The sequence below is a fragment of the Rhodoferax sp. genome (assembly GCF_010365055.1).
GTDB lineage: Bacteria > Pseudomonadota > Gammaproteobacteria > Burkholderiales > Burkholderiaceae_C > Rhodoferax.
On sequence record NZ_JAAFHA010000006.1, the window covers coordinates 16,050 to 34,736 of the forward strand.

The window sequence follows — 18,687 nt, forward strand, 5'->3', positions numbered from 1 at the left end:
GAGAGCCCCACGATGATCCAACTTCAATCCAGGCGCGCAATGGCGCTGTCCCAGCCAATTCGCCAAGACGGGCCTCGCGCGACATCGATCGGCGTCAGCCTCTTATGCAGAACTGCTGGCACGGCGCTATTCACAGCTCTGGCCCTGACTGTGTTGCCGGCCTTGGCTCAAACCGGTGAAAAAATCGCCAAATCGGGTAACGCTGCTGGCGCACCCGCTTGTGTGACATGCCATGGGGCAACTGGACAAGGGCAGCCGGCAGCGGGGTTTCCGCGCTTGGCAGGCCTGAATGCGGCGTATTTTCTGCGGCAACTGCAGAGCTTTCACGACGCAACAAGGGTGAACCCCATCATGGCGCCGGTCGTCCAGCAACTCAGCGCGACGGATCGACAAGCCCTGGCCGAGTATTACGCCGGGCTGGCCGTGACCAACCATGACGGTCAACCGCCGGCCGACACCAAATCCCTCAGCGTCGGTGAGTCCCTCGCCCAGCGCGGCGACTGGAACAAGGGGCTTCCTGCCTGCGCCCAATGCCACGGGCTTAAGGGCTTGGGCGTGGGTGCGGCCTTTCCTCAAATCGCAGGTCAGTCCCCCGCTTACATCGTCACGCAATTGAAGGCTTGGCAGACCGGGACGCGCAAGAACGACCCCTTGGGTCTGATGCACGGCATTGCGCTCAAGTTGTCGCCAACCGACATCGGCGCTGTGGCCGTTTACTACGGCAGTCTTGATGCCGCGCCGAGCACCAAGCGGAGTGTCAAGCCATGAAAAACCCTTCCCTCATTTCAGCGCTCGTGTGGGTGCTCGGCCTCGCCCCTGCGGCGGCGCTATTGGTCGCCTGCGATCAACGCCCCACTGCCGAGCCTGTGGCGCAAGCTGCATCCGCAAGTGTCCCGGCCAGCGCGCCGCAACCGATGGCCGTCGCGTCTGGCGCGGCAGTCCCACCCCCCGCCAGCGCCGCAGCGCCCGCCTTCGTGCCACCCCCCGACAGCGCCATACCTGACAATGAATTCGGCAAACAAGTGAAGCTCGGGCAACGCATCTTCAATAACACGGGCCAGGAGGCCCCCAAATTCGTCGGCAACTCCCTGACCTGTGCAAACTGCCACCTTGACGCGGGTCGACTGGCCGATTCGGCGCCGCTCTGGGCGGCCTACGTTGCCTACCCGGCATACCGCCGCAAGACCGGCCAGGTGAACACATTCACCGAGCGGCTTCAGGGCTGTTTTGTCTACAGCATGAATGGCAAGGCGCCGCCAGCGGGTGACAACGTGCTGGTCGCGCTGGAGTCCTATGCTTTTTTCCTGGCCAAGGGGGCGCCCGTCGGCACCTCGCTGCCCGGGCGCGGCTACCCGGCACCGGACGATCCACCGCTGGCCATGGACTTTGCCCGTGGTGAGCTCGTCTTCCAGAAAAAATGCGCGCTTTGCCATGGTGCCGATGGCCAAGGCCAGTCTTCTCATGGCGCCGTTGTTTTCCCACCGCTGTGGGGGCCCCAGTCGTTCAACTGGGGCGCCGGCATGGGCGTGATCAAGAACGCCGCGGCGTTCATCCAGGGCAATATGCCGCTGAGCCAGGGCAACACGCTGACGGATCAGGAAGCCTGGGATGTTGCGATGTTCATGGACAGCCATGAGCGCCCCCAGGATCCGCGTTTCACGGGTTCGATCGCAGAGACGCGCCAGAAGCACCATGACTCGCCCGACGATATGTACGGTCTCACAGTCAACGGCCAGCTGCTGGGCAAGGGCGTTGGGCCGACAGTGAAACCATGACACCTTTGAGCCTCAATGGAGATTGACGCCGGGCCAGCGTGACTTGTCACTGCCGCGCCATACGGGTATTGGCTGGCAGCGCCTGCGCATAGCTGGTGCGAAACGGGTTGATGTCCAGGCCACCGCGGCGCGTGTAGCGCGCGTACACCGCCAGGCGGGTCGGCTGGCAGCGCGTCCAGATGTCCATGAAGATGCGCTCCACACACTGCTCATGAAACTCGTTGTGGTTGCGAAAACTCACCAGGTATTGCAGCAAGCGCTCCTGATCGATCGGCGCGCCGCTGTAACTGATCTGCACACTGGCCCAGTCGGGCTGGCCGGTCACCGGGCAGTTGCTTTTCAGCAGGTTGCTGACCAGCACTTCGCTCACCGGCGCTTCGCCCGGCACCACCCGCAACAACTCAGGCGCCGGGGTGGTGTGGCTGCATTCGATATCGAGCCGGTCCAGGCTCAGGCCGTCGAGCTCGTAAATCGGTTCACGGTTAAACAAATCGGGCAGCAACAGGGTGACGCCAATGCTTGGGGCGGTCGTGACGGTTGCGCCCAACGGGCAGGCCGCAGCGTCGCGAGCCGCATGCGTCTCCATATCACGCCAGACCGCTTCGCTCAGGTCGGTGCGCAGGCGGGCTTTCACTGACTCCGCGTCGGCAAAGCGCGTGTTGTTGAAACTGTTGAGGTAGAGCTTGAAGGACTTGCTCTCGATGATGTTGGGCGTCTCGCACGGCACCGTGAAGCGCGCCAGCGCCACCTGCGGCTTGCCGCGCAGATTGAGCCAGCTCAGCTCAAATGCAGTCCACATGTCGGCGCCCAAAAAAGGCAGCGCCCCTTTGACACCCAGCTCAACGCGTTTGGCTGCGCGCGCGATCGGGAACAGCAAGGAGGCGTCGTACTGGTCGAGGTAGACAGTGGCTTGACCCAGGGGCGAGTGTTGCGGTGAGTTCATGGGCGTGGGTTTTGATCTGAAACGGAGGAAAGAACGGGGGTTTGAGGCTGGGTCTCGGTCTAGCGACCGGCATCGGCGGCCTTCAGGTGCGGCAACAGCGCCGCCAGCAGATGGGTCACCACGCCGGGCGGCAAGTCGTGCCCCATACCCTCAATGCCAACCAGCCGGGCACCTTGGACGCGCCGGGCCGTGTCCTCACCATGAACGAAGGGCAAGAGTGGGTCGGCCTTGCCATGCATCACCAGCGTCGGGGCCGTGATGCGCCGCAATTGCGCGGGGCGGGTGATGTCGGCCATGATGGCCAGCATCTGGCGCAGCGTGCCCGCCGGGTAATAGCCACGCTCGACTCCGAGCAAGATGCGCTCGCGCATCTCATGCTCGGGCGTCGGAAACCCCGGGCTGCCAATGGCTTTGAACAAACGCACGTAATGCTTGAGCACCGTCTGCGGATCATGGGCCTTGGGACGGCTGAGCAACACGCGCATCACGGCGGGCCGCGCCTGCGCCAGGCCTTTGGCGCCGCTGGTGCTCATCACGCTGGTCAAGCTCAGCACCCGCTCGGGTGCTGCCAGTGCGATGCGCTGCGCAATCATGCCGCCCAAGCTGACACCGAGCACATGGGCCTTCTTGATGCCCAGAGCGTCCAGCACGCCGAGCGAATCGGCCGCCATGTCCGCCACGCTGTAAGGTGCCTGCGGCTTCAATCCCAGTTTGTACCTGAGCCCCTGCCAGAGCAGGTGCGGCTTGCCCATGGCCTCAAAACGGTGGCTCAAGCCAACGTCGCGGTTGTCATGGCGGATGACACGGTAGCCGGCGTCAATCAGGGCATGAACAAAAGCCGGCGGCCAGGCCACGAGTTGCATCCCCAGCCCCATGATCAGCAAAACCACCGGGCGATCTTCACCCGCGTCGCCGGGGCCGCTGTCTTCGACTTCGATGTCAATACTGTTTGCTCGTATCTTCATAGCTGCTTAGGCATATTCCACGCGGGCTAGAGCCTGATTTATCATAAATTTATGCTTAAAGTTGCGAACGCCGGAAAACCAGCCGGTCCGGTTCGGAGGCGGCTGCGTCAAAAGCGTAGCCCTCCAAGTCAAAGCTTTCAAGCTGTTTCGGGCGGGTCATCCGGTGCATGGCGGCAAATCGTGCCATCAGGCCACGGGCCCGCTTGGCGTAGAAACTGATGATCTTGTACTGGCCGCTTCGGTACTCCTGGAAGACGCATTCCACCACACGGGCCTGCAGCGCCTTGCGGTCCACCGCCTTGAAATACTCTTGCGAGGCAAGATTCACCACGACCGGCGCGGCCTCCTTGTGCAAGCGGCTGTTGAGGTAGTCGGAGATTTGTGCGCCCCAGAACTGGTACAGGTCCTTGCCCTGCGGTGTCGCCAATTTGGTGCCCATTTCCAGCCGGTAAGGCTGCATGTAGTCCAGCGGGCGCAGCACGCCGTACAGGCCACTCAGGATGCAGACATGGTCCTGCAGCCACTTCAACTCGTCAAAGGGCAGGCTCTTGGCGTCAAGCCCTTCATAGACATCGCCATTGAAGGCCAGCACCGCCTGCTTGGCATTCTTGGCGGTAAATTTGGGCGTCCAAGCCTGGTAGCGCGCCGCGTTCAGGCCGGCCAGGGTGTCGCTCAGACTCATCAGCGAGGCGATTTGCTGCGGTGATTTCTGCCTCAAGACACCGATCAACTCGGTTGCTTGCGGGATGAACAGCGGCTGCGTGTGCGGCGCAGCGCCCGCCGGGGTGTCAAAGTCGAGGGATTTGGCGGGAGACAACAAAAACAGCATGGCAGACGAACTCGCTTGAAAGGCGCGTAAAAAAAGAAAAAGGCTTCATGATGAAGCCTTGATTATCGTGACCCGTGGCGAGCCCCCGCTACTTGAGGTCTCCCGCCAGCGAAGCCAGTGTTTCGGGTGGAATCGTCACATGGGCCGGGTAGTTGGTGTGGTCGCAGCCGATCTTGACGCTGGCGCCGGCTTTGACGGCAGCGCACATGGCCGGCGTCAACTCGAAGCGCACAAAGTGCACCGCAGATGTTTTCTCGTCGTTTTCGCGCTCCATGTCCTCATCGGCAATGGCATAGACGCGCGGCTGGCCTTCAACTTCCACAAACAAATGGTCTTCCACACCAATCAAGCGCGCCAACTCGCGCTTGCGCTCGTTCACGTCGGGGTACTCCAGCATGACCGTGGCTTTCCAGTTGCTGCCGGTCGGCACCAGCGGCGCGTAAGCGTCAATCTCTTGCTGGATACCGTCTTCTTCAAACACTTTCTCGATGCGCAGCATTTCCTGAATCTGGTAGCGGATGGTCATCTCGCTCTCGAACTGCAGGTTGATGAACTCACCCAGGCGCACGCTGCGCAGCTTGCGGTGCGCCATCACGATGGGCTTGTTGGCCTTGCGCCACTTGCTGTAGGCCTCCAGGGACATGAGGCTCTCCAGGCTGATGTTTCCGGTTATTTGCATTGAATCTCCAAAATAGCAACAGTTTCCATTCACTTCAAACCATAGGCCTTGGCCACCAGGCTCAAGGGGTGCAACAACTCGGGCGTACCGAGCTGGTTCACATCAAACCCCTGCGCAATGTGGTGACCACCGAGCGGACAGTCCGAGCTGATGAAATCAGGCTTGCTGCCGTCTTTCATGGCCGCCATACCTTTGAACAGCGGTTTGCCGATCTTCATGGCCTGCTCATGGTGCGCTTTCTTGACACCAAAGGTGCCGGCGTGTCCCGAGCAACGCTCAAAGGTGTTGACCGTGGTGCCGGGAATCATCTTGAGCATCTCTTCGGTTTTCTTTCCGATGTTCTGCACCCGGCCGTGGCACGGAATCTGGTAGCTCACGTTGCCCAGCGGCACCGGGAAATCAGCCTTCAAAAGGCCATCGCGCTTGCGCTGCATCAGGTATTCAAACGGATCCCACATCGCGTCCTTGACCAGCTGGACGTCCGGCTCATCCGGGTACATCAGCGGAATCTCCTGCTTGAACATCAACGCGCAACTGGGCACCGCCGCCAAAATGGCATAACCGTCTTTGGCATATTTGGCCAGCACCGGGATGTTGGCTTCCTTGCTGGCGTTGACGGATTCCATGTCACCCAATTCGAGCTTGGGCATGCCGCAGCATTTTTCCTTCTCGACGATCACATAAGGCACGTCGTTGTGATCCAAGATTTTGAGCAAGTCCAGGCCAATGCCGGGTTCGTTGTAGTTGATGAAACAGGTGGCAAAAATGGCGACCTTCCCCGGCGTCTTTTCACCGTCGGTCACGATGGTGGCTTTGGCCATGGGCGTGCCGGAGCGGAATTTCTTGGTCGCCAGCGACGGCAGCCAGGCGTTCTTGTCCACACCCGCCACGCTTTCCATCACGCTGCGCGCCAACTTGGTCTTGTTGACTGCGTTGGCGACCTGCACCACGATCGGGATACCGGCCAACTGGCCATGCACATCGGTCGACGCCAAGAACTTCTCGGCCGTTGACACCTCGCCTTTTTTGAACTTGATCGCCTTGGCGCGCAGCATGGTGTGCGGAAAGTCGAGGTTGAACTGGTGCGGCGGCACATACGGGCACTTGGTCATGTAGCACAGGTCACACAGGTAACACTGGTCCACCACCTTCCAGTAGTCTTTTTTGTCGACGCCGTCGACTTCCTGGGTCCGGCTCTCATCGACCAGGTCAAACAGCGTCGGAAAGGAGCCGCACAGGCTGACGCAGCGACGGCAACCGTGGCAGATGTCAAAAATACGCTCGAGCTCGTGAAAGGTGGCTTCTTCGTTGTAGTAATCAGCTCCCTTCCAGTCGATCGGGTGACGGGTGGGCGCTGATAAATTGCCTTCACGTGCCATGGTGCAGTCCCTTGGATAATTTTTGTTGTCAGTCTCTGAGTCTTCTGCATTGGGCGCTGCAAGCAACGCCCAACACAGATCAATCAGCCAAGATCAATCGACCAATTCAACCAAGGCCTTGGCATAGCGATTGGCGTGCGAGCGCTCGGCCTTGGCCAGCGTCTCAAACCAGTCAGCCACTTCATCATGACCTTCGTCACGCGCGGTCTTGGCCATGCCGGGGTACATGTCGGTGTACTCGTGGGTCTCGCCGGCTACCGCCGACTTGAGGTTGTCACGGGTGCCGCCAAAGGGCAGACCGGTGGCGGGGTCGCCACAGGTTTCCAGCCACTCCAGATGACCGTGCGCGTGGCCGGTTTCGCCTTCGGCGGTAGAGCGGAACAGCGCAGCCACGTCAGGTTGACCTTCCACGTCGGCCTTGTTTGCGAAATACAAATAACGGCGGTTGGCCTGGGATTCTCCCGCGAAGGCGGCCTTCAGGTTGTCTTCCGTCTTCGAGCCTTTGAGTGCTGCCATGGAAATCTCCTTCATCAGTTAAAAAATTGAGGCGCTTGCTTTGAACAATGGTTTGCCAAAGACAGGTGCAGGATAGACCGGATTGGCGCCCGCGTCTAATTGGAAGCATCAATGCCATGAATTGTTTTTGACTATGAAAATACAATTTTTGATAATGCTCAACAACTAGCAGCCAGGCACCCGTGCAAAAGCCGGGCTTGCTGAGCAAGGCTTGTGGCGCCTGCATTCGGGCTCCCATCCAGACACGCGGCGGTGTCGAATAAAATTCTGACTGATCAGCCCCCTCCCCTGCGGTATTTGCATCCCGATGCCGCGCTCGCTGCCACCTGCCCGACCCGGGCGTGCCAGCGAAACAGCCAAAGACACCATGAACGACGCACTGCAACAACCCGGCCTGAACAGCCTGTCCAAATCATTTGAGCCTGCCGCGCTGGAAGCGCACTGGGGTCCCGAATGGGAAAAACGCGGCTACGCCGTAGCGGGCTACCGGGGCACGGGCATGCCCAAAACAGGCGCCGAGTCCTTCGCCATCCAGCTGCCCCCGCCCAACGTCACGGGCACGCTGCACATGGGGCACGCCTTCAACCAGACCATCATGGACTCGCTCACGCGCTACCACCGCATGCGCGGCGACAACACGGTCTGGATTCCGGGCACCGACCACGCCGGCATTGCGACCCAAATCGTGGTGGAGCGGCAGTTGCAGGAGCAGAAGATCAGCCGCCATGACCTGGGCCGCAAGAACTTTGTGAGCAAGGTCTGGGAATGGAAAGAAAAGAGTGGCAACACCATCACCACGCAGATGCGCCGCATGGGCGACAGCGTGGACTGGTCTAGAGAGTACTTCACCATGGACGACAAACTGTCCAAAACCGTGACCGAAACCTTTGTGCAGTTGTACGAGCAAGGCCTGATCTACCGTGGAAAACGCCTGGTGAACTGGGACCCGGTGTTGCAAAGTGCAGTCAGCGATCTGGAAGTGGAAAGCGAAGAGGAAGACGGCTTTCTGTGGCACATCCTTTATCCCTTCGCCGACGGCCCGCAACTGGTCAATGGCGAACTCGCGCCCGGCCTGGTGGTGGCGACCACGCGCCCGGAAACCATGCTCGGCGACGTCGCCGCGATGATCCACCCCGAGGACGAACGCTACCTGCACCTGCTGGGCAAGCACGTCACGCTGCCCTTGTGCAGCCGCACCATTCCCGTGATTGCCGACGACTACGTCGACAAGGCATTCGGCACCGGCGTCGTGAAGGTCACGCCCGCACACGACCAGAACGATTACGCCGTGGGCCAGCGCCACAAGCTGCCGATGATTTGCGTGCTGACGCTCGATGCCAAGATCGATGCGGTGGCGCCCGCCGCTTACGTCGGCATGGACCGCTTTGCCGCGCGCAAGCAAATCGTCAAGGACCTCGAAGCGCTGGGCCTGCTGGTTGAGGTCAAGAAGCACAAACTCATGGTGCCGCGCTGCGCCCGCACCGGCCAGATCATCGAGCCGATGCTGACCGACCAGTGGTTTGTGGCCATGAGCAAGGTCAGCCCGATCGACCCGACCGGCAAATCCATTGCACAAAAAGCGATTGATGCGGTGCAGTCGGGCCAAGTCAAGTTTGTGCCCGAGAACTGGGTCAACACCTACAACCAGTGGATGAACAACATCCAGGACTGGTGCATCAGCCGCCAGCTTTGGTGGGGGCATCAGATTCCGGCCTGGTACGGTGAAGACGGTTCTTTTTTTGTAGCAAGGAATGAAGACGAGGCAAGGGCCAAGGCCGAAAAAGCCGGCTATACCGGGACATTGACGCGCGACGAAGACGTGCTCGACACCTGGTACTCATCCGCGTTAGTGCCATTCAGCACCATGGGCTGGCCAGAAAAGACGCCAGACTACGACCTCTACCTACCCTCCAGCGTCCTGGTCACCGGCTACGACATCATCTTCTTCTGGGTCGCCCGGATGATCATGATGACCACGCATTTCACCGGCCAGGTGCCGTTCAAACACGTCTACATCCACGGCCTGGTGCGCGACGCGCAGGGTCACAAGATGAGCAAGTCAGAAGGCAATGTGCTCGACCCGGTGGACCTGATCGACGGCATTGCCCTGCCCGAGTTGCTGGTCAAACGCGCTGAAGGTCTGCGCAAGCCCGAAACCGCGCCGCAAGTGCGCAAGAACACCGAAAAAGAATTCCCCGCGGGCATCCCCGCCTTTGGCGCCGATGCGCTGCGCTTCACCTTTGCCTCGCTGGCATCCCTGGGCCGCAGCATCAACTTCGACACCAAACGCTGCGAGGGTTACCGCAATTTCTGCAACAAACTGTGGAACGCCAGCCGCTTTGTGCTGATGAACTGCGAGGGCCAGGACTGCGGCTTGAACGAGCACAGCCCGGCCGAATGCGCCGCCGGCGGCGATGCACCCGCCTACCTGGCGTTCAGCGCCGCAGACCGCTGGATCGTCTCGCTGCTGCAGCGCACCGAGGCTGAAGTGGCCAAAGGCTTTGAAGAGTACCGCCTGGACAACGTCGCCAGCACCCTCTATGACTTTGTCTGGAACGAGTTCTGCGACTGGTACCTTGAGATCGCCAAGGTGCAGATTCAGGGCGGCGACGACGCCCAAAAGCGCGCCACGCGCCGCACGCTGATTCGCACTTTAGAGACCATCCTGCGCCTGGCGCACCCAGTGATTCCGTTCGTGACCGAAGAGCTGTGGCAAAAAGTGGCGCCGGTGGCCGGACGCGCCGGCGAATCGGTGGCGATCGCCACCTACCCGCAGGCACAGCCCGAGCGCATCGACGAGGCCGCGCTGGCCTACGTGGGCAAACTCAAGCTCTTGGTGGATGCCTGCCGCAACCTGCGCGGCGAGATGAGCGTGTCACCCGCGACCCGCTTGCCACTGTTTGTGATCGCCAGCCTAGCCGATGAAGCGGCGTTTTTGACGCAAGCGGCGCCAGTGCTTAAAGCACTGGCCAAGCTCAGCGAAGTGCGCGTGTTTGACGATGAAGCCGCCTGGGCCACGGCCGCACAAGCCGCACCCGTGGCCGTGGTGGGTAGCGCGCGCATTTGTCTGTTCATGGAAGTGGACGTCGCTGCCGAAAAGTTGCGTCTGGGCAAAGAGGCCGCGCGCCTGGAAGGCGAGGTCGTCAAGACCGAGGGCAAGCTGGGCAATGAAGCCTTTGTCGCCAGAGCGCCAGCAGCCATCATCGAACTGGAACGCCAGCGCATGGTTGATTTTGGTGCGACCCTGGCCAAAATAAAGGAACAACTCGCGCGCCTGGGCTGAACCTCATCCCAGGCCGCCGCGCCGGCCTGATGGCAGCTTAACGCCGGCGCATCACGTGGATGAAATCGGCGCCCACGGTCTGCTGCTCCAGCAGCTCATTGCCGGTCTGCTTGGCAAAGGCCTGAAAGTCACGCACCGAGCCGGCATCGGTGGCGACCACCCGCAGCGTTTGCCCGCTTTGCATGTCGCTCAATGCTTTTTTGGCTTTAAGGATAGGCAACGGGCAGTTCAGGCCGCGGGCGTCCAGTTCTTTGTCGATTTGCATCAAATGTCCTTGAAATTGGGGCGATTCTAGAGTTCAGGCCGGGAAGACACCGGTGGAGAGATAACGGTCGCCACGGTCGCACACAATGAAGACAATGGTCGCATTGGCTTCACGCTTGGCAATCTCCTGCGCCACCCAACAGGCGCCGGCCGCTGAGATGCCGGCAAAAATGCCTTCTTCTCGCGCCATGCGTCGGCACATTTCTTCAGCATCTTCCTGGCTCACGTAGATCAGCTCATCCACGTGGGACGGGTCGTAAATCTTGGGCAAATACGCTTGCGGCCACTTGCGGATGCCAGGAATGCGGGAGCCCTCGTTGGGCTGCACACCGATGATTTGAATCTTCGGATTCTTACTTTTCAGAAACTGAGATACCCCCGTGATGGTGCCGGTGGTGCCCATGGCGCTAACAAAATGGGTAATCTGCCCCTTGGTATCAGCCCAGATTTCGGGACCCGTGGTTTCAAAATGAATGCGCGGATTGTCGGCATTCGAGAACTGGTCCAATACCCGGCCTTTGCCGTCGCGCTGCATTTGCTCGGCCAGATCGCGTGAATACTCGATGCCGCCGCTTTTGGGCGTGAGGATCAACTCGGCACCAAAGGCCTTCATGGTTTGGGCGCGCTCGATCGACAGGTCTTCGGGCATGATCAAAATCATGCGGTAGCCCTTGATGGCCGCAGCCATGGCCAGTGCGATGCCGGTGTTGCCCGAAGTGGCTTCGATCAGCGTGTCACCCGGCTTGATCTCGCCACGCTCCTGCGCCCGCTGGATCATGGACAAGGCCGGGCGGTCTTTGACCGAACCAGCCGGGTTGTTGCCCTCTAGTTTGCCCAAAATCACATTGCCACGGGCAGTGTTGTCTTGAGCCCCGATGCGCTGCAGCCTGACCAAGGGGGTTTTTCCGATGGAATCTTCAATGGTTGGATATTTCATACCCCACACTGTGCCATAATTCAGGGCTGCAAAAAGCGTCGCCCGGGTGGTGGAATTGGTAGACGCACGGGACTCAAAATCCCGCGCCGCAAGGCGTGCCGGTTCGATTCCGGCCCCGGGCACCAGATATGAGGCCGCACCGTTCCATGAACGTGCGGCCTTTCTCTTTTATCCTCTGTAACTTCTCTGTTTTTTGTGCGCTTGGTTCCGCTTGACCGTTTCACATTCCGGCAGATTGTGGGGCACATATCTGAAAAGTGGGGGCACATTTGAACGGTTCATATGCCCCAGTCAGACGCTCAGCTTGCCATTTCAAACGTCAGCCAATACCTTGCCTGCCTTGCAACTGACCAGGCACAAAAAAACGGCTGACTGGCCGGGCTTGGGGTTCAGAGGAATTGATATGTGGACCGCGAAAGTCCAGGGCAAACCATTCCGGGACATGCGTGAGCGCACTACCCGGACAACAGACGTGATTCATCGTCGAATTACCCGCACGGCTTTGGCTGTGTCAGTGCCTTAGGGGGTGGCGGTGTTGAGGTAGTCGTGGCCATGGCTTTGGGTGGCGGACTGTCTGATTTTGCGCGCCCAGATTCTTCAAGTTGACGGTCTGACGGCTGGCGTTGGCACTACCGCCCTGCGCACCCGCAATGTCAAGCTCGGCCTTGGCTCGCTCCATATCCACATTGATGACTGCGTGTGCCAACTGCCTGGCACGCTGCTGGGCCGCAATGTTGAGTTTGGCGGCCTTGGTGGCATCGGCCGTTCAGAAGCGGCCACCTTCCCGACCCGTCGATGTAGGAGACACCCTCATTCATAAAGCGGGTGTTTCCCCATGTCACAAACGTTACTTGTTCCTACTATTGTTTACAGGAATTTTGTTTTCCCGTCGAGCACGAGATGCGGAATTTCGACCACGGTGAAGTACCCCGCATCGTGGCCTGGGACAGGCTGAAGCGTTTTTGTGCTCTGGCCCATACGGTGTGTTGACTTAACCCAAGGAGACGTGTCATGGCAACCAACTACAAACTTAAACCCTTCAGATTCAATCTTGATGATTTGAACTTCATGCGGGATCAGATCAACTTCCGTCCCTTGTTCGATGCGGCTGGCAACGCCCTGATCAACTGGGATGGCACCGGCGCGATCTTTGACGTGACGGGCACACAGTACAACACCACAGGCATGAGTGCCGTAGACGCCATCGCGGCCTTTGGCCGCTCCTACGCCTCCGTCACTGCGGCTGAGGGCCTGCGTGAAGTGACTGGCCAAAACAACAACCTGCTGCTGGTCAACAAGTTCTGGGGTGCCGTTGACCAGCCGTTCCTGCAAACGGTGGCGCCGGACTTCAGCAACTATGTCAAGCCACTGGCCGCTGGCGAGATCAATGGCTTCTACGCTGCCAAGACCTTCACCGCGTCCATGACGACGGCGATGTCCACCGGCTCGACTGACTACACCAAGACGCAAGCCCTGCCGGGTGGTAGCCAACTCGACGGCAACATCGTTGACTACACACCGCGCATGATCAGCCGCACCATCACCACCGGTGGCGCCACACCGCTGCAGGACGCGACGGTTGATGGCGGCCAGGTCCTGCATTGGAACGCGGCGCGCTACGCGACCGATTCGACCTACGCTGCAGCGGTGGACACGGTGTCGGTTGGCGGCGCTGGCCTGATCGAAGGCGCTGCCATCATGAGTGACGTGGGCATTCTGGCAGGCGGCCAGCACGACCCGCAAGATCCGACCAACGGCGAGCTTTTCTTCGGCGCTATTAACCCAGGCGTTGCCCCCGGCAACAGCTGGCTGGCGTACTTCGGCCAGTTCTTTGACCACGGGCTGGATTTCGTCGGCAAGGGCGGCGGACTAGTGCCGTCAAAGATCACGATTCCGTTGGCGCTCGACGACCCGCTGTACCGCGCGCCGAACACCAACTTCCCGGGTGACCCCGGAAACACCAAAATCACCGTATCACGCGCCGACATCAGCGGTTTCGATGCCAATGGCAACGCGCAATGGGTGAACCACACCTCACCCTACATCGACCAGAGCCAGACGTATGGCTCCCACGAGCAGATGACGCAACTGTTGCGTGAATGGGTGTCGACCGACAGCGGTGTCACCTATCACGCTGGTGGGCACCTGCTGGATGGCACCACCTCAGCTGCCTGGACCAACGCCTGGGGTGAATTGACCACCGCGACACTGCCCACCCTCAACGAGCTACGCGCGCATCTGGCCGCAACGGGTCGCGATGACCTGACCTGGGACGATGTACTCAACCTGCGTAACCGAGATGCCAGCGGGCACGTCATCGACTCCGATTTGGTTACAGCGGGCGTGCAGGGCACTGGCAGTGGGCAGGCCTTGCTGCTGGACATGAATCCCCATTTCGATGTCACCCATCTGAGTGCAGCAACGCAAGCTGCGCTTCATGACCTAGGCATTGATGCCGCTATCGATGGCACCTATGCGCTGGGCGGCCCTGGCAGTTTAGGCGCCATCATCAACTTTGCCACCTTTGAGCCGATGGCTTCGAGTGGGTCCGACCCGCTGAATGCGCTGGCGCTGGATGTCTTGATCGAATCCGTCGGTGACCACTACATCGCCGGCGATGGCCGTGTCAACGAAAACATCGGCCTAACCACCATCCACCACGTGTTCCACGAGGAGCACAACTTCCAGGTACGCAATATCCAGGAGGCGATCATTGCGCAGGACGCGCGCCAGGTGACACTAGATGCCGCCGGCATCTATGATCACTCCGTCGCGCACGACTGGCAAGTCGATACCGGCAACGGCACAGACGCCCAGGGCAATTACCTCACTGCCACTGGTGCCATTTCCTGGGATGAGGGCAAGCTGTTCGACGCCGCCAAGCTGACCGTGGAGATGGAGTACCAGCACGCTGCGGTTGACCAGTATGCGCGCACCATCACGCCCGACATCCCCGAGTTTGTGGGTTACAACAGCGGCGAGAATGCCACGGTCTCCCTTGAGTACGCGCAGGGTGCCTTCCGCTTCGGCCACTCGACGATGCGCGAAACCATCAACTACATGGACCCCAACGGCAGCATCACCGGCAAGGTGATGAGCGTGGCGCTGGAGCAGGCTTTTCTGAACCCGGCCTTGTTCGCCGAGAAGGGCGCGGCCTCGATCGCATTGGGCATGACGCACCAGCAGATGAACGAGATCGACGAGCTGTTGACCCCGGCCATGAACCAGGGCCTGCTCGGCCAACCGCTGGACCTGGCTGCCATCAACATCGCTCGCGGCCGTGACGTCGGCTTGCCAACCCTGAACGATTTTCGTGAAGCGGTCGGCCTGACCCGTTACTCCAGTTGGGCCGACTTCGGCGACAGCATGGTTCACCCGGAATCCCTGGTGAATTTCATCGCCGCCTACTCGTTCGACGGCGACATCGGCAGGGCACTGGCGGTTGTTGGTTTGGTGAGCGGCGAGATCGCCGAGGGCACCGAAGCGGCTTATGGTTACACCACCAATGAGGCGATCAACTTCATCAACGGGGGTGACAACGGTTTCAACAAGATCGACACCTGGATAGGCGGCCTGGCTGAAGTCCATGTGATGGGCGGCCTGCTGGGTGAGACCTTCAACGTGGTGTTTGTGGACCAGATCAACCGTCTGATGGACGGTGACCGCTTCTACTACCTCTATCGCTTGAATAACATGCAGATGGGTGACGAGATCGCCAACGCCCAGTTCAAGGACATCATCGAGCGCAACACCGGCCTGGAGCACCTGAACGGCAGCGCGTTTGCCTACGCCGACCAGTATGTTGACCTCACAGAAACGGCAACTGGCGCAACGCTTGCCGACAGACTGCTCAACCAGAAGACCGAACACAAGTACGGCGACACCCTGGCGGCCAACCCGACCCTCGGCGTTTACAGCACGAACGGCACCAGCACCAACAGCAATGGCGCACTGATCACCGTCAGCGGCGTGCAGTACATCCGTGACCTCCGCGTGGAAGGCGCCAATGGCAACCCCAATGTCAATGGCACCAACCTCGATGGCACCCCGGACACCGGCGCCAACTCCAATGAAGTGCTGGTGGGCACAGACAACAAGGACCTCATCTACATGTGGGCCGGCGATGACACCGCCTACGGCGAAGGTGACAACGACATCATCTACGGCGGCGCGGGCATTGACCGCCTCTACGGTGGGGATGGCAATGACACCATTTTCGGCGGCGACAGCGGTGACCTGATCGACGGTGGCGATGGCGACGACACGCTGTTCGGCGAGTCCAGCGGCACGGCGGCGGCAGGCCTGGACCAGATCATAGGTGGCGCCGGCAACGATGTGATCTACGGGGGTGTCGGCATTGACAAGATTTCAGGCGGCAGTGGTGACGACGTGATCTTCGGGGGCGGTGATACGGACGCATTCACCCATGGCGGCGACGGCAACGACTACATTGACGGCGGCAGTGACGGCGACCTGTTGTGGGGCGATGGTGGCGATGACCTGATCGTCGGTGGCGACAACCAGGACATCGTGGCCGGCCTGGACGGCGACGACATTCTGCGCCCCGGCATCCCCTCGTCCGCCGCGGGCGGCGGGCCGGACGAGGTGCTGGGCGGTGACGGCGCGGGCGACCGTGGCAATGATGGCGAGGGCGTTGGCTTCGACCTGATCGACTTCAGCGACTACGCGAGCGCTCCGGTCGGTGTGAATGCAGACTTTGCGACCCAACAGAACCCGCTGGAGGCCATCGACGGCACCACGCCGTTCCCGGCCTGGGTCGGCATCGAAGGCGTCATCGGCTCGCGCAACAGCTGGCGGACGCGAACAACAATTGGCTGATCGGGGGCAGCGGCAGCGACACGCTGACGGGTGCCGGTGGCAATGACGTGATCGTGGGTGACGGCATCCGGCTGGACAGCCTGATCGGGTCTTATGCGACTTCGTACACCAGCGAGTTCGATGGCGCCAGCCATCGTGCGCTCGGCTTTATCGGCCACAACGGCCTGCTCGACCAAGTGGGCCCGGGCTTCGACAAGCATTTCACGGAGATGCTCAAGTCTGAAATGTTCAGGAACCTCGAGCTCGGCGGCAATACCATGACGCCGCTGTCGGGCGGCGGAATCACCGGCGACGGCGGTACCGCCGCCACGGGCGGTGCGAGTGGTTCGGATACTGCCGTGTTCACCGGTAATTCTGCTGACTACACATTCGCTCTGGTCCAGGTCGCGACCGCAAATCAAGGCGAGATCTCGGCATGGAAGGTCACTGACGATGTCGCTGGCCGTGACGGCACCGACGTGCTAGTCGGCATTGAGCGTGCCAGATTTTCCAATGGAGACTTCAACCTGGCCGCCGTGGCATCGTCGAATGCAACGCCAGTCATCACTTCCAACGGGGGCGCGGCCGCTGCAGCGATCACCGTCGCCGAGAACACCAGCGCCGTGACCACGGTCACCGCCACCGATGCGAATGTTGCCGATACGCTGACCTATTCGATCGACGGCGGTGCTGATGCGGCCCTGTTCACGATCAACGCCGCCGGCGTGCTGAGCTTGAACGCGGCGCCGAATTTTGAAGCTCCGACGGACGCTGGAGCGAACAGAGTCTATGACGTGCTGGTGAAAGTCAGCGATGGCGCCGCCCACGATTTCCAGGCGATCGCCGTGACGGTGCAAAACGTCGATGAAGCCGCCACAGGATCGGTGAGCATCACCGGCTACAGCAGCCCCCTTGGCACGGTGGCCACGCTCAGCGCGGCCAACACGCTGGCCGATCCGGACGGCATGAGCAACTTCTCGAAGTACCAGTGGCAGCGCTTCGACGGCAGCAGCTGGGTCAACATTCCGGGTACAGCAGGTAACGGCGCCACGTTGGCGACGACCGTGGCGAACACGACCAACGCCACCCTGCGTCTTGCTTCAGCGTACACCGACGTTTTCGGCAACAAGACCTTTGTTTCGGATGAAACGGTGTACATGGGCAACGCGGTCGCGAACACGATTGTCGCCAGCGCCGGCAGAGATTTCGTGCTGGGCCTGGGCGGTAATGACACGCTGACCGGTGGCGTCGGTGACGACACGGTGGATGGCGGTGCGGGCAACGACACGCTGCTGGCCACGGTGGGCGACGGCAACGACGCCTACAACGGCGGCTTGGGTATCGACACCTACAACCTGTCCGCGACGGCGGCGGCTGCCGACGTGAATCTGACAACCGGCCTCGCCTCCAGCCTGGAAACTGGCAGCGATACGCTGGTCGGTATCGAGAACGTGGTGGGCAGCAGCGGCGCCAACCTCCTGACCGACGCCGTCGGGGCCAATAGCCTCTCCGGCAATGCCGGTGACGACACCTTCGTTCTGCTCGGTGACGACGCCCGCGATGTGGTCATCGGTGGTGTCGGCAACGACACGGTCGATTACGCGCTTGCCACGGCTGATCTAACCGTCAACCTGAGCACCGCCACTGCGGTGGTGACCGGAACCGGTACCACCGCTGCGCTGAGCGATACGGTCAACACCATTGAGAACTTCATCGCCGGCGCAGGCAACGACACCATCACCGGCAGCGCCCTTGGCAACCGGCTTGTCGGTGGCGCTGGCAATGACATCCTCAGTGGCCTTGCCGGGGCAGACTCCCTGGATGGCGGTGCCGGTTCGGACACCCTCACCGGTGGTGCTGGCGCGGACATCCTCACTGGCGGATCAGAGGCGGACGTATTTGAATTCAACGTCTACACCGAGTCTGGCAACGGTGCCGCCATGCGGGATCTCATCACCGACTTCCTGAGCGGGAGCGACATACTGGACTTCGCCGGCATCGACGCCAACACGGTGGCAGCCACAGATCAGGCGTTCACCTTCAATGCCGTGGATGGGGCGGCGTTCACGGCCGCAGGGCAGTTGATTTTCCACTATGAAGGCTCAGGTTCAAGTGAAATCACGGTGATTGAGGGCAACATCAATGCAGCGCTGGGAACCGATTTCCAGGTGGCCCTGGTTGGGCACCATGCGTTGGCGGCAACGGACTTCGTGCTCTAGGACCCTTGCCATAACCCCTTGTTGTCTGACTTGCGGACAACAAGGGGGTGACAAGGCTGGCACGTGAAGCCTGCTTGACC

The 18,687-nt window shown here is 60.8% G+C and carries 13 protein-coding genes and 1 tRNA gene; 6 read left to right on the top strand and 8 right to left on the bottom strand.

Annotated elements, in window-relative coordinates; translation table 11 throughout:
• Positions 1-39: 39 nt before the first annotated feature.
• A complete protein-coding gene (locus GZ093_RS02900; protein WP_296482014.1) occupies positions 40-768 on the top strand; it encodes a c-type cytochrome in 729 nt (242 codons plus the stop codon).
• A gap of 146 nt (positions 769-914) precedes the next feature.
• On the top strand, positions 915-1,775 hold the full coding sequence (locus GZ093_RS02905) for a c-type cytochrome (protein ID WP_296482017.1): 861 nt from the start codon (positions 915-917) through the stop codon (positions 1,773-1,775).
• Between the two features lie 46 nt (positions 1,776-1,821).
• Here the strand turns inward: GZ093_RS02905 and GZ093_RS02910 are convergent, their stop codons facing one another.
• From GZ093_RS02910 to GZ093_RS02935, 6 genes are all read right to left on the bottom strand, one after another.
• Positions 1,822-2,718: an NADPH-dependent 7-cyano-7-deazaguanine reductase gene (locus GZ093_RS02910; RefSeq protein ID WP_296481808.1), complete on the bottom strand. Its 897-nt coding sequence runs from the start codon at positions 2,716-2,718 to the stop codon at positions 1,822-1,824.
• A 59-nt stretch (positions 2,719-2,777) separates the two neighbouring features.
• Positions 2,778-3,683: an alpha/beta hydrolase gene (locus GZ093_RS02915; protein ID WP_296481810.1), complete on the bottom strand. Its 906-nt coding sequence runs from the start codon at positions 3,681-3,683 to the stop codon at positions 2,778-2,780.
• A 55-nt stretch (positions 3,684-3,738) separates the two neighbouring features.
• Positions 3,739-4,512 carry a peroxide stress protein YaaA gene (yaaA, locus tag GZ093_RS02920; RefSeq protein ID WP_296481812.1) on the bottom strand — a complete coding sequence of 258 codons (774 nt, stop codon included), beginning with the start codon at positions 4,510-4,512 and terminating at the stop codon, positions 3,739-3,741.
• Positions 4,513-4,600: 88 nt separating this feature from the next.
• Positions 4,601-5,191, bottom strand: coding sequence for a DUF3501 family protein (locus GZ093_RS02925; RefSeq protein ID WP_296481815.1), 591 nt, complete (start codon positions 5,189-5,191; stop codon positions 4,601-4,603).
• Between the two features lie 29 nt (positions 5,192-5,220).
• Positions 5,221-6,570 carry a heterodisulfide reductase-related iron-sulfur binding cluster gene (locus tag GZ093_RS02930; protein ID WP_296481818.1) on the bottom strand — a complete coding sequence of 450 codons (1,350 nt, stop codon included), beginning with the start codon at positions 6,568-6,570 and terminating at the stop codon, positions 5,221-5,223.
• Between the two features lie 93 nt (positions 6,571-6,663).
• Positions 6,664-7,086: a rubrerythrin family protein gene (locus GZ093_RS02935; protein WP_296481822.1), complete on the bottom strand. Its 423-nt coding sequence runs from the start codon at positions 7,084-7,086 to the stop codon at positions 6,664-6,666.
• 367 nt (positions 7,087-7,453) lie between these two features.
• Between GZ093_RS02935 and GZ093_RS02940 the strand changes: the two genes are divergently transcribed.
• Entirely contained in the window at positions 7,454-10,369 is a 2,916-nt protein-coding gene (locus tag GZ093_RS02940) for a valine--tRNA ligase (RefSeq protein ID WP_296481825.1), read from the top strand.
• Between the two features lie 37 nt (positions 10,370-10,406).
• Here GZ093_RS02940 and GZ093_RS02945 read toward each other — a convergent pair whose 3' ends face one another.
• Entirely contained in the window at positions 10,407-10,634 is a 228-nt protein-coding gene (locus GZ093_RS02945; RefSeq protein ID WP_296481831.1) for a sulfurtransferase TusA family protein, read from the bottom strand.
• Between the two features lie 33 nt (positions 10,635-10,667).
• Positions 10,668-11,570 (bottom strand): cysteine synthase CysM, encoded by a 903-nt coding sequence (cysM, locus tag GZ093_RS02950; RefSeq protein WP_296481833.1) that lies wholly within the window; start codon positions 11,568-11,570, stop codon positions 10,668-10,670.
• 40 nt (positions 11,571-11,610) lie between these two features.
• On the opposite strand from cysM, the gene GZ093_RS02955 reads away from it, so the two are divergent.
• The 3 genes from GZ093_RS02955 (at position 11,611) to GZ093_RS02965 (ending at position 18,607) form a co-directional block, all read left to right on the top strand.
• Positions 11,611-11,695 (top strand) — tRNA-Leu (locus GZ093_RS02955).
• Positions 11,696-12,581: 886 nt separating this feature from the next.
• A complete protein-coding gene (locus tag GZ093_RS02960; RefSeq protein ID WP_296481838.1) occupies positions 12,582-16,409 on the top strand; it encodes a peroxidase family protein in 3,828 nt (1,275 codons plus the stop codon).
• 53 nt (positions 16,410-16,462) lie between these two features.
• Positions 16,463-18,607 (top strand): M10 family metallopeptidase C-terminal domain-containing protein, encoded by a 2,145-nt coding sequence (locus GZ093_RS02965; protein ID WP_296481843.1) that lies wholly within the window; start codon positions 16,463-16,465, stop codon positions 18,605-18,607.
• Positions 18,608-18,687 lie beyond the last annotated feature (80 nt).

Coding starts and splice junctions, on each gene's coding strand:
- GZ093_RS02925 (WP_296481815.1), bottom strand. CDS start 5,191: ATGCAAATAACCGGAAACATCAGCCTGGAGAGCCTCATGTCCCTGGAG.
- GZ093_RS02930 (WP_296481818.1), bottom strand. CDS start 6,570: ATGGCACGTGAAGGCAATTTATCAGCGCCCACCCGTCACCCGATCGAC.
- GZ093_RS02945 (WP_296481831.1), bottom strand. CDS start 10,634: ATGCAAATCGACAAAGAACTGGACGCCCGCGGCCTGAACTGCCCGTTG.
- yaaA (WP_296481812.1), bottom strand. CDS start 4,512: ATGCTGTTTTTGTTGTCTCCCGCCAAATCCCTCGACTTTGACACCCCG.
- GZ093_RS02940 (WP_296481825.1), top strand. CDS start 7,454: ATGAACGACGCACTGCAACAACCCGGCCTGAACAGCCTGTCCAAATCA.
- GZ093_RS02910 (WP_296481808.1), bottom strand. CDS start 2,718: ATGAACTCACCGCAACACTCGCCCCTGGGTCAAGCCACTGTCTACCTC.
- GZ093_RS02900 (WP_296482014.1), top strand. CDS start 40: ATGGCGCTGTCCCAGCCAATTCGCCAAGACGGGCCTCGCGCGACATCG.
- GZ093_RS02935 (WP_296481822.1), bottom strand. CDS start 7,086: ATGGCAGCACTCAAAGGCTCGAAGACGGAAGACAACCTGAAGGCCGCC.
- cysM (WP_296481833.1), bottom strand. CDS start 11,570: ATGAAATATCCAACCATTGAAGATTCCATCGGAAAAACCCCCTTGGTC.
- GZ093_RS02905 (WP_296482017.1), top strand. CDS start 915: ATGGCCGTCGCGTCTGGCGCGGCAGTCCCACCCCCCGCCAGCGCCGCA.
- GZ093_RS02960 (WP_296481838.1), top strand. CDS start 12,582: ATGGCAACCAACTACAAACTTAAACCCTTCAGATTCAATCTTGATGAT.
- GZ093_RS02915 (WP_296481810.1), bottom strand. CDS start 3,683: ATGAAGATACGAGCAAACAGTATTGACATCGAAGTCGAAGACAGCGGC.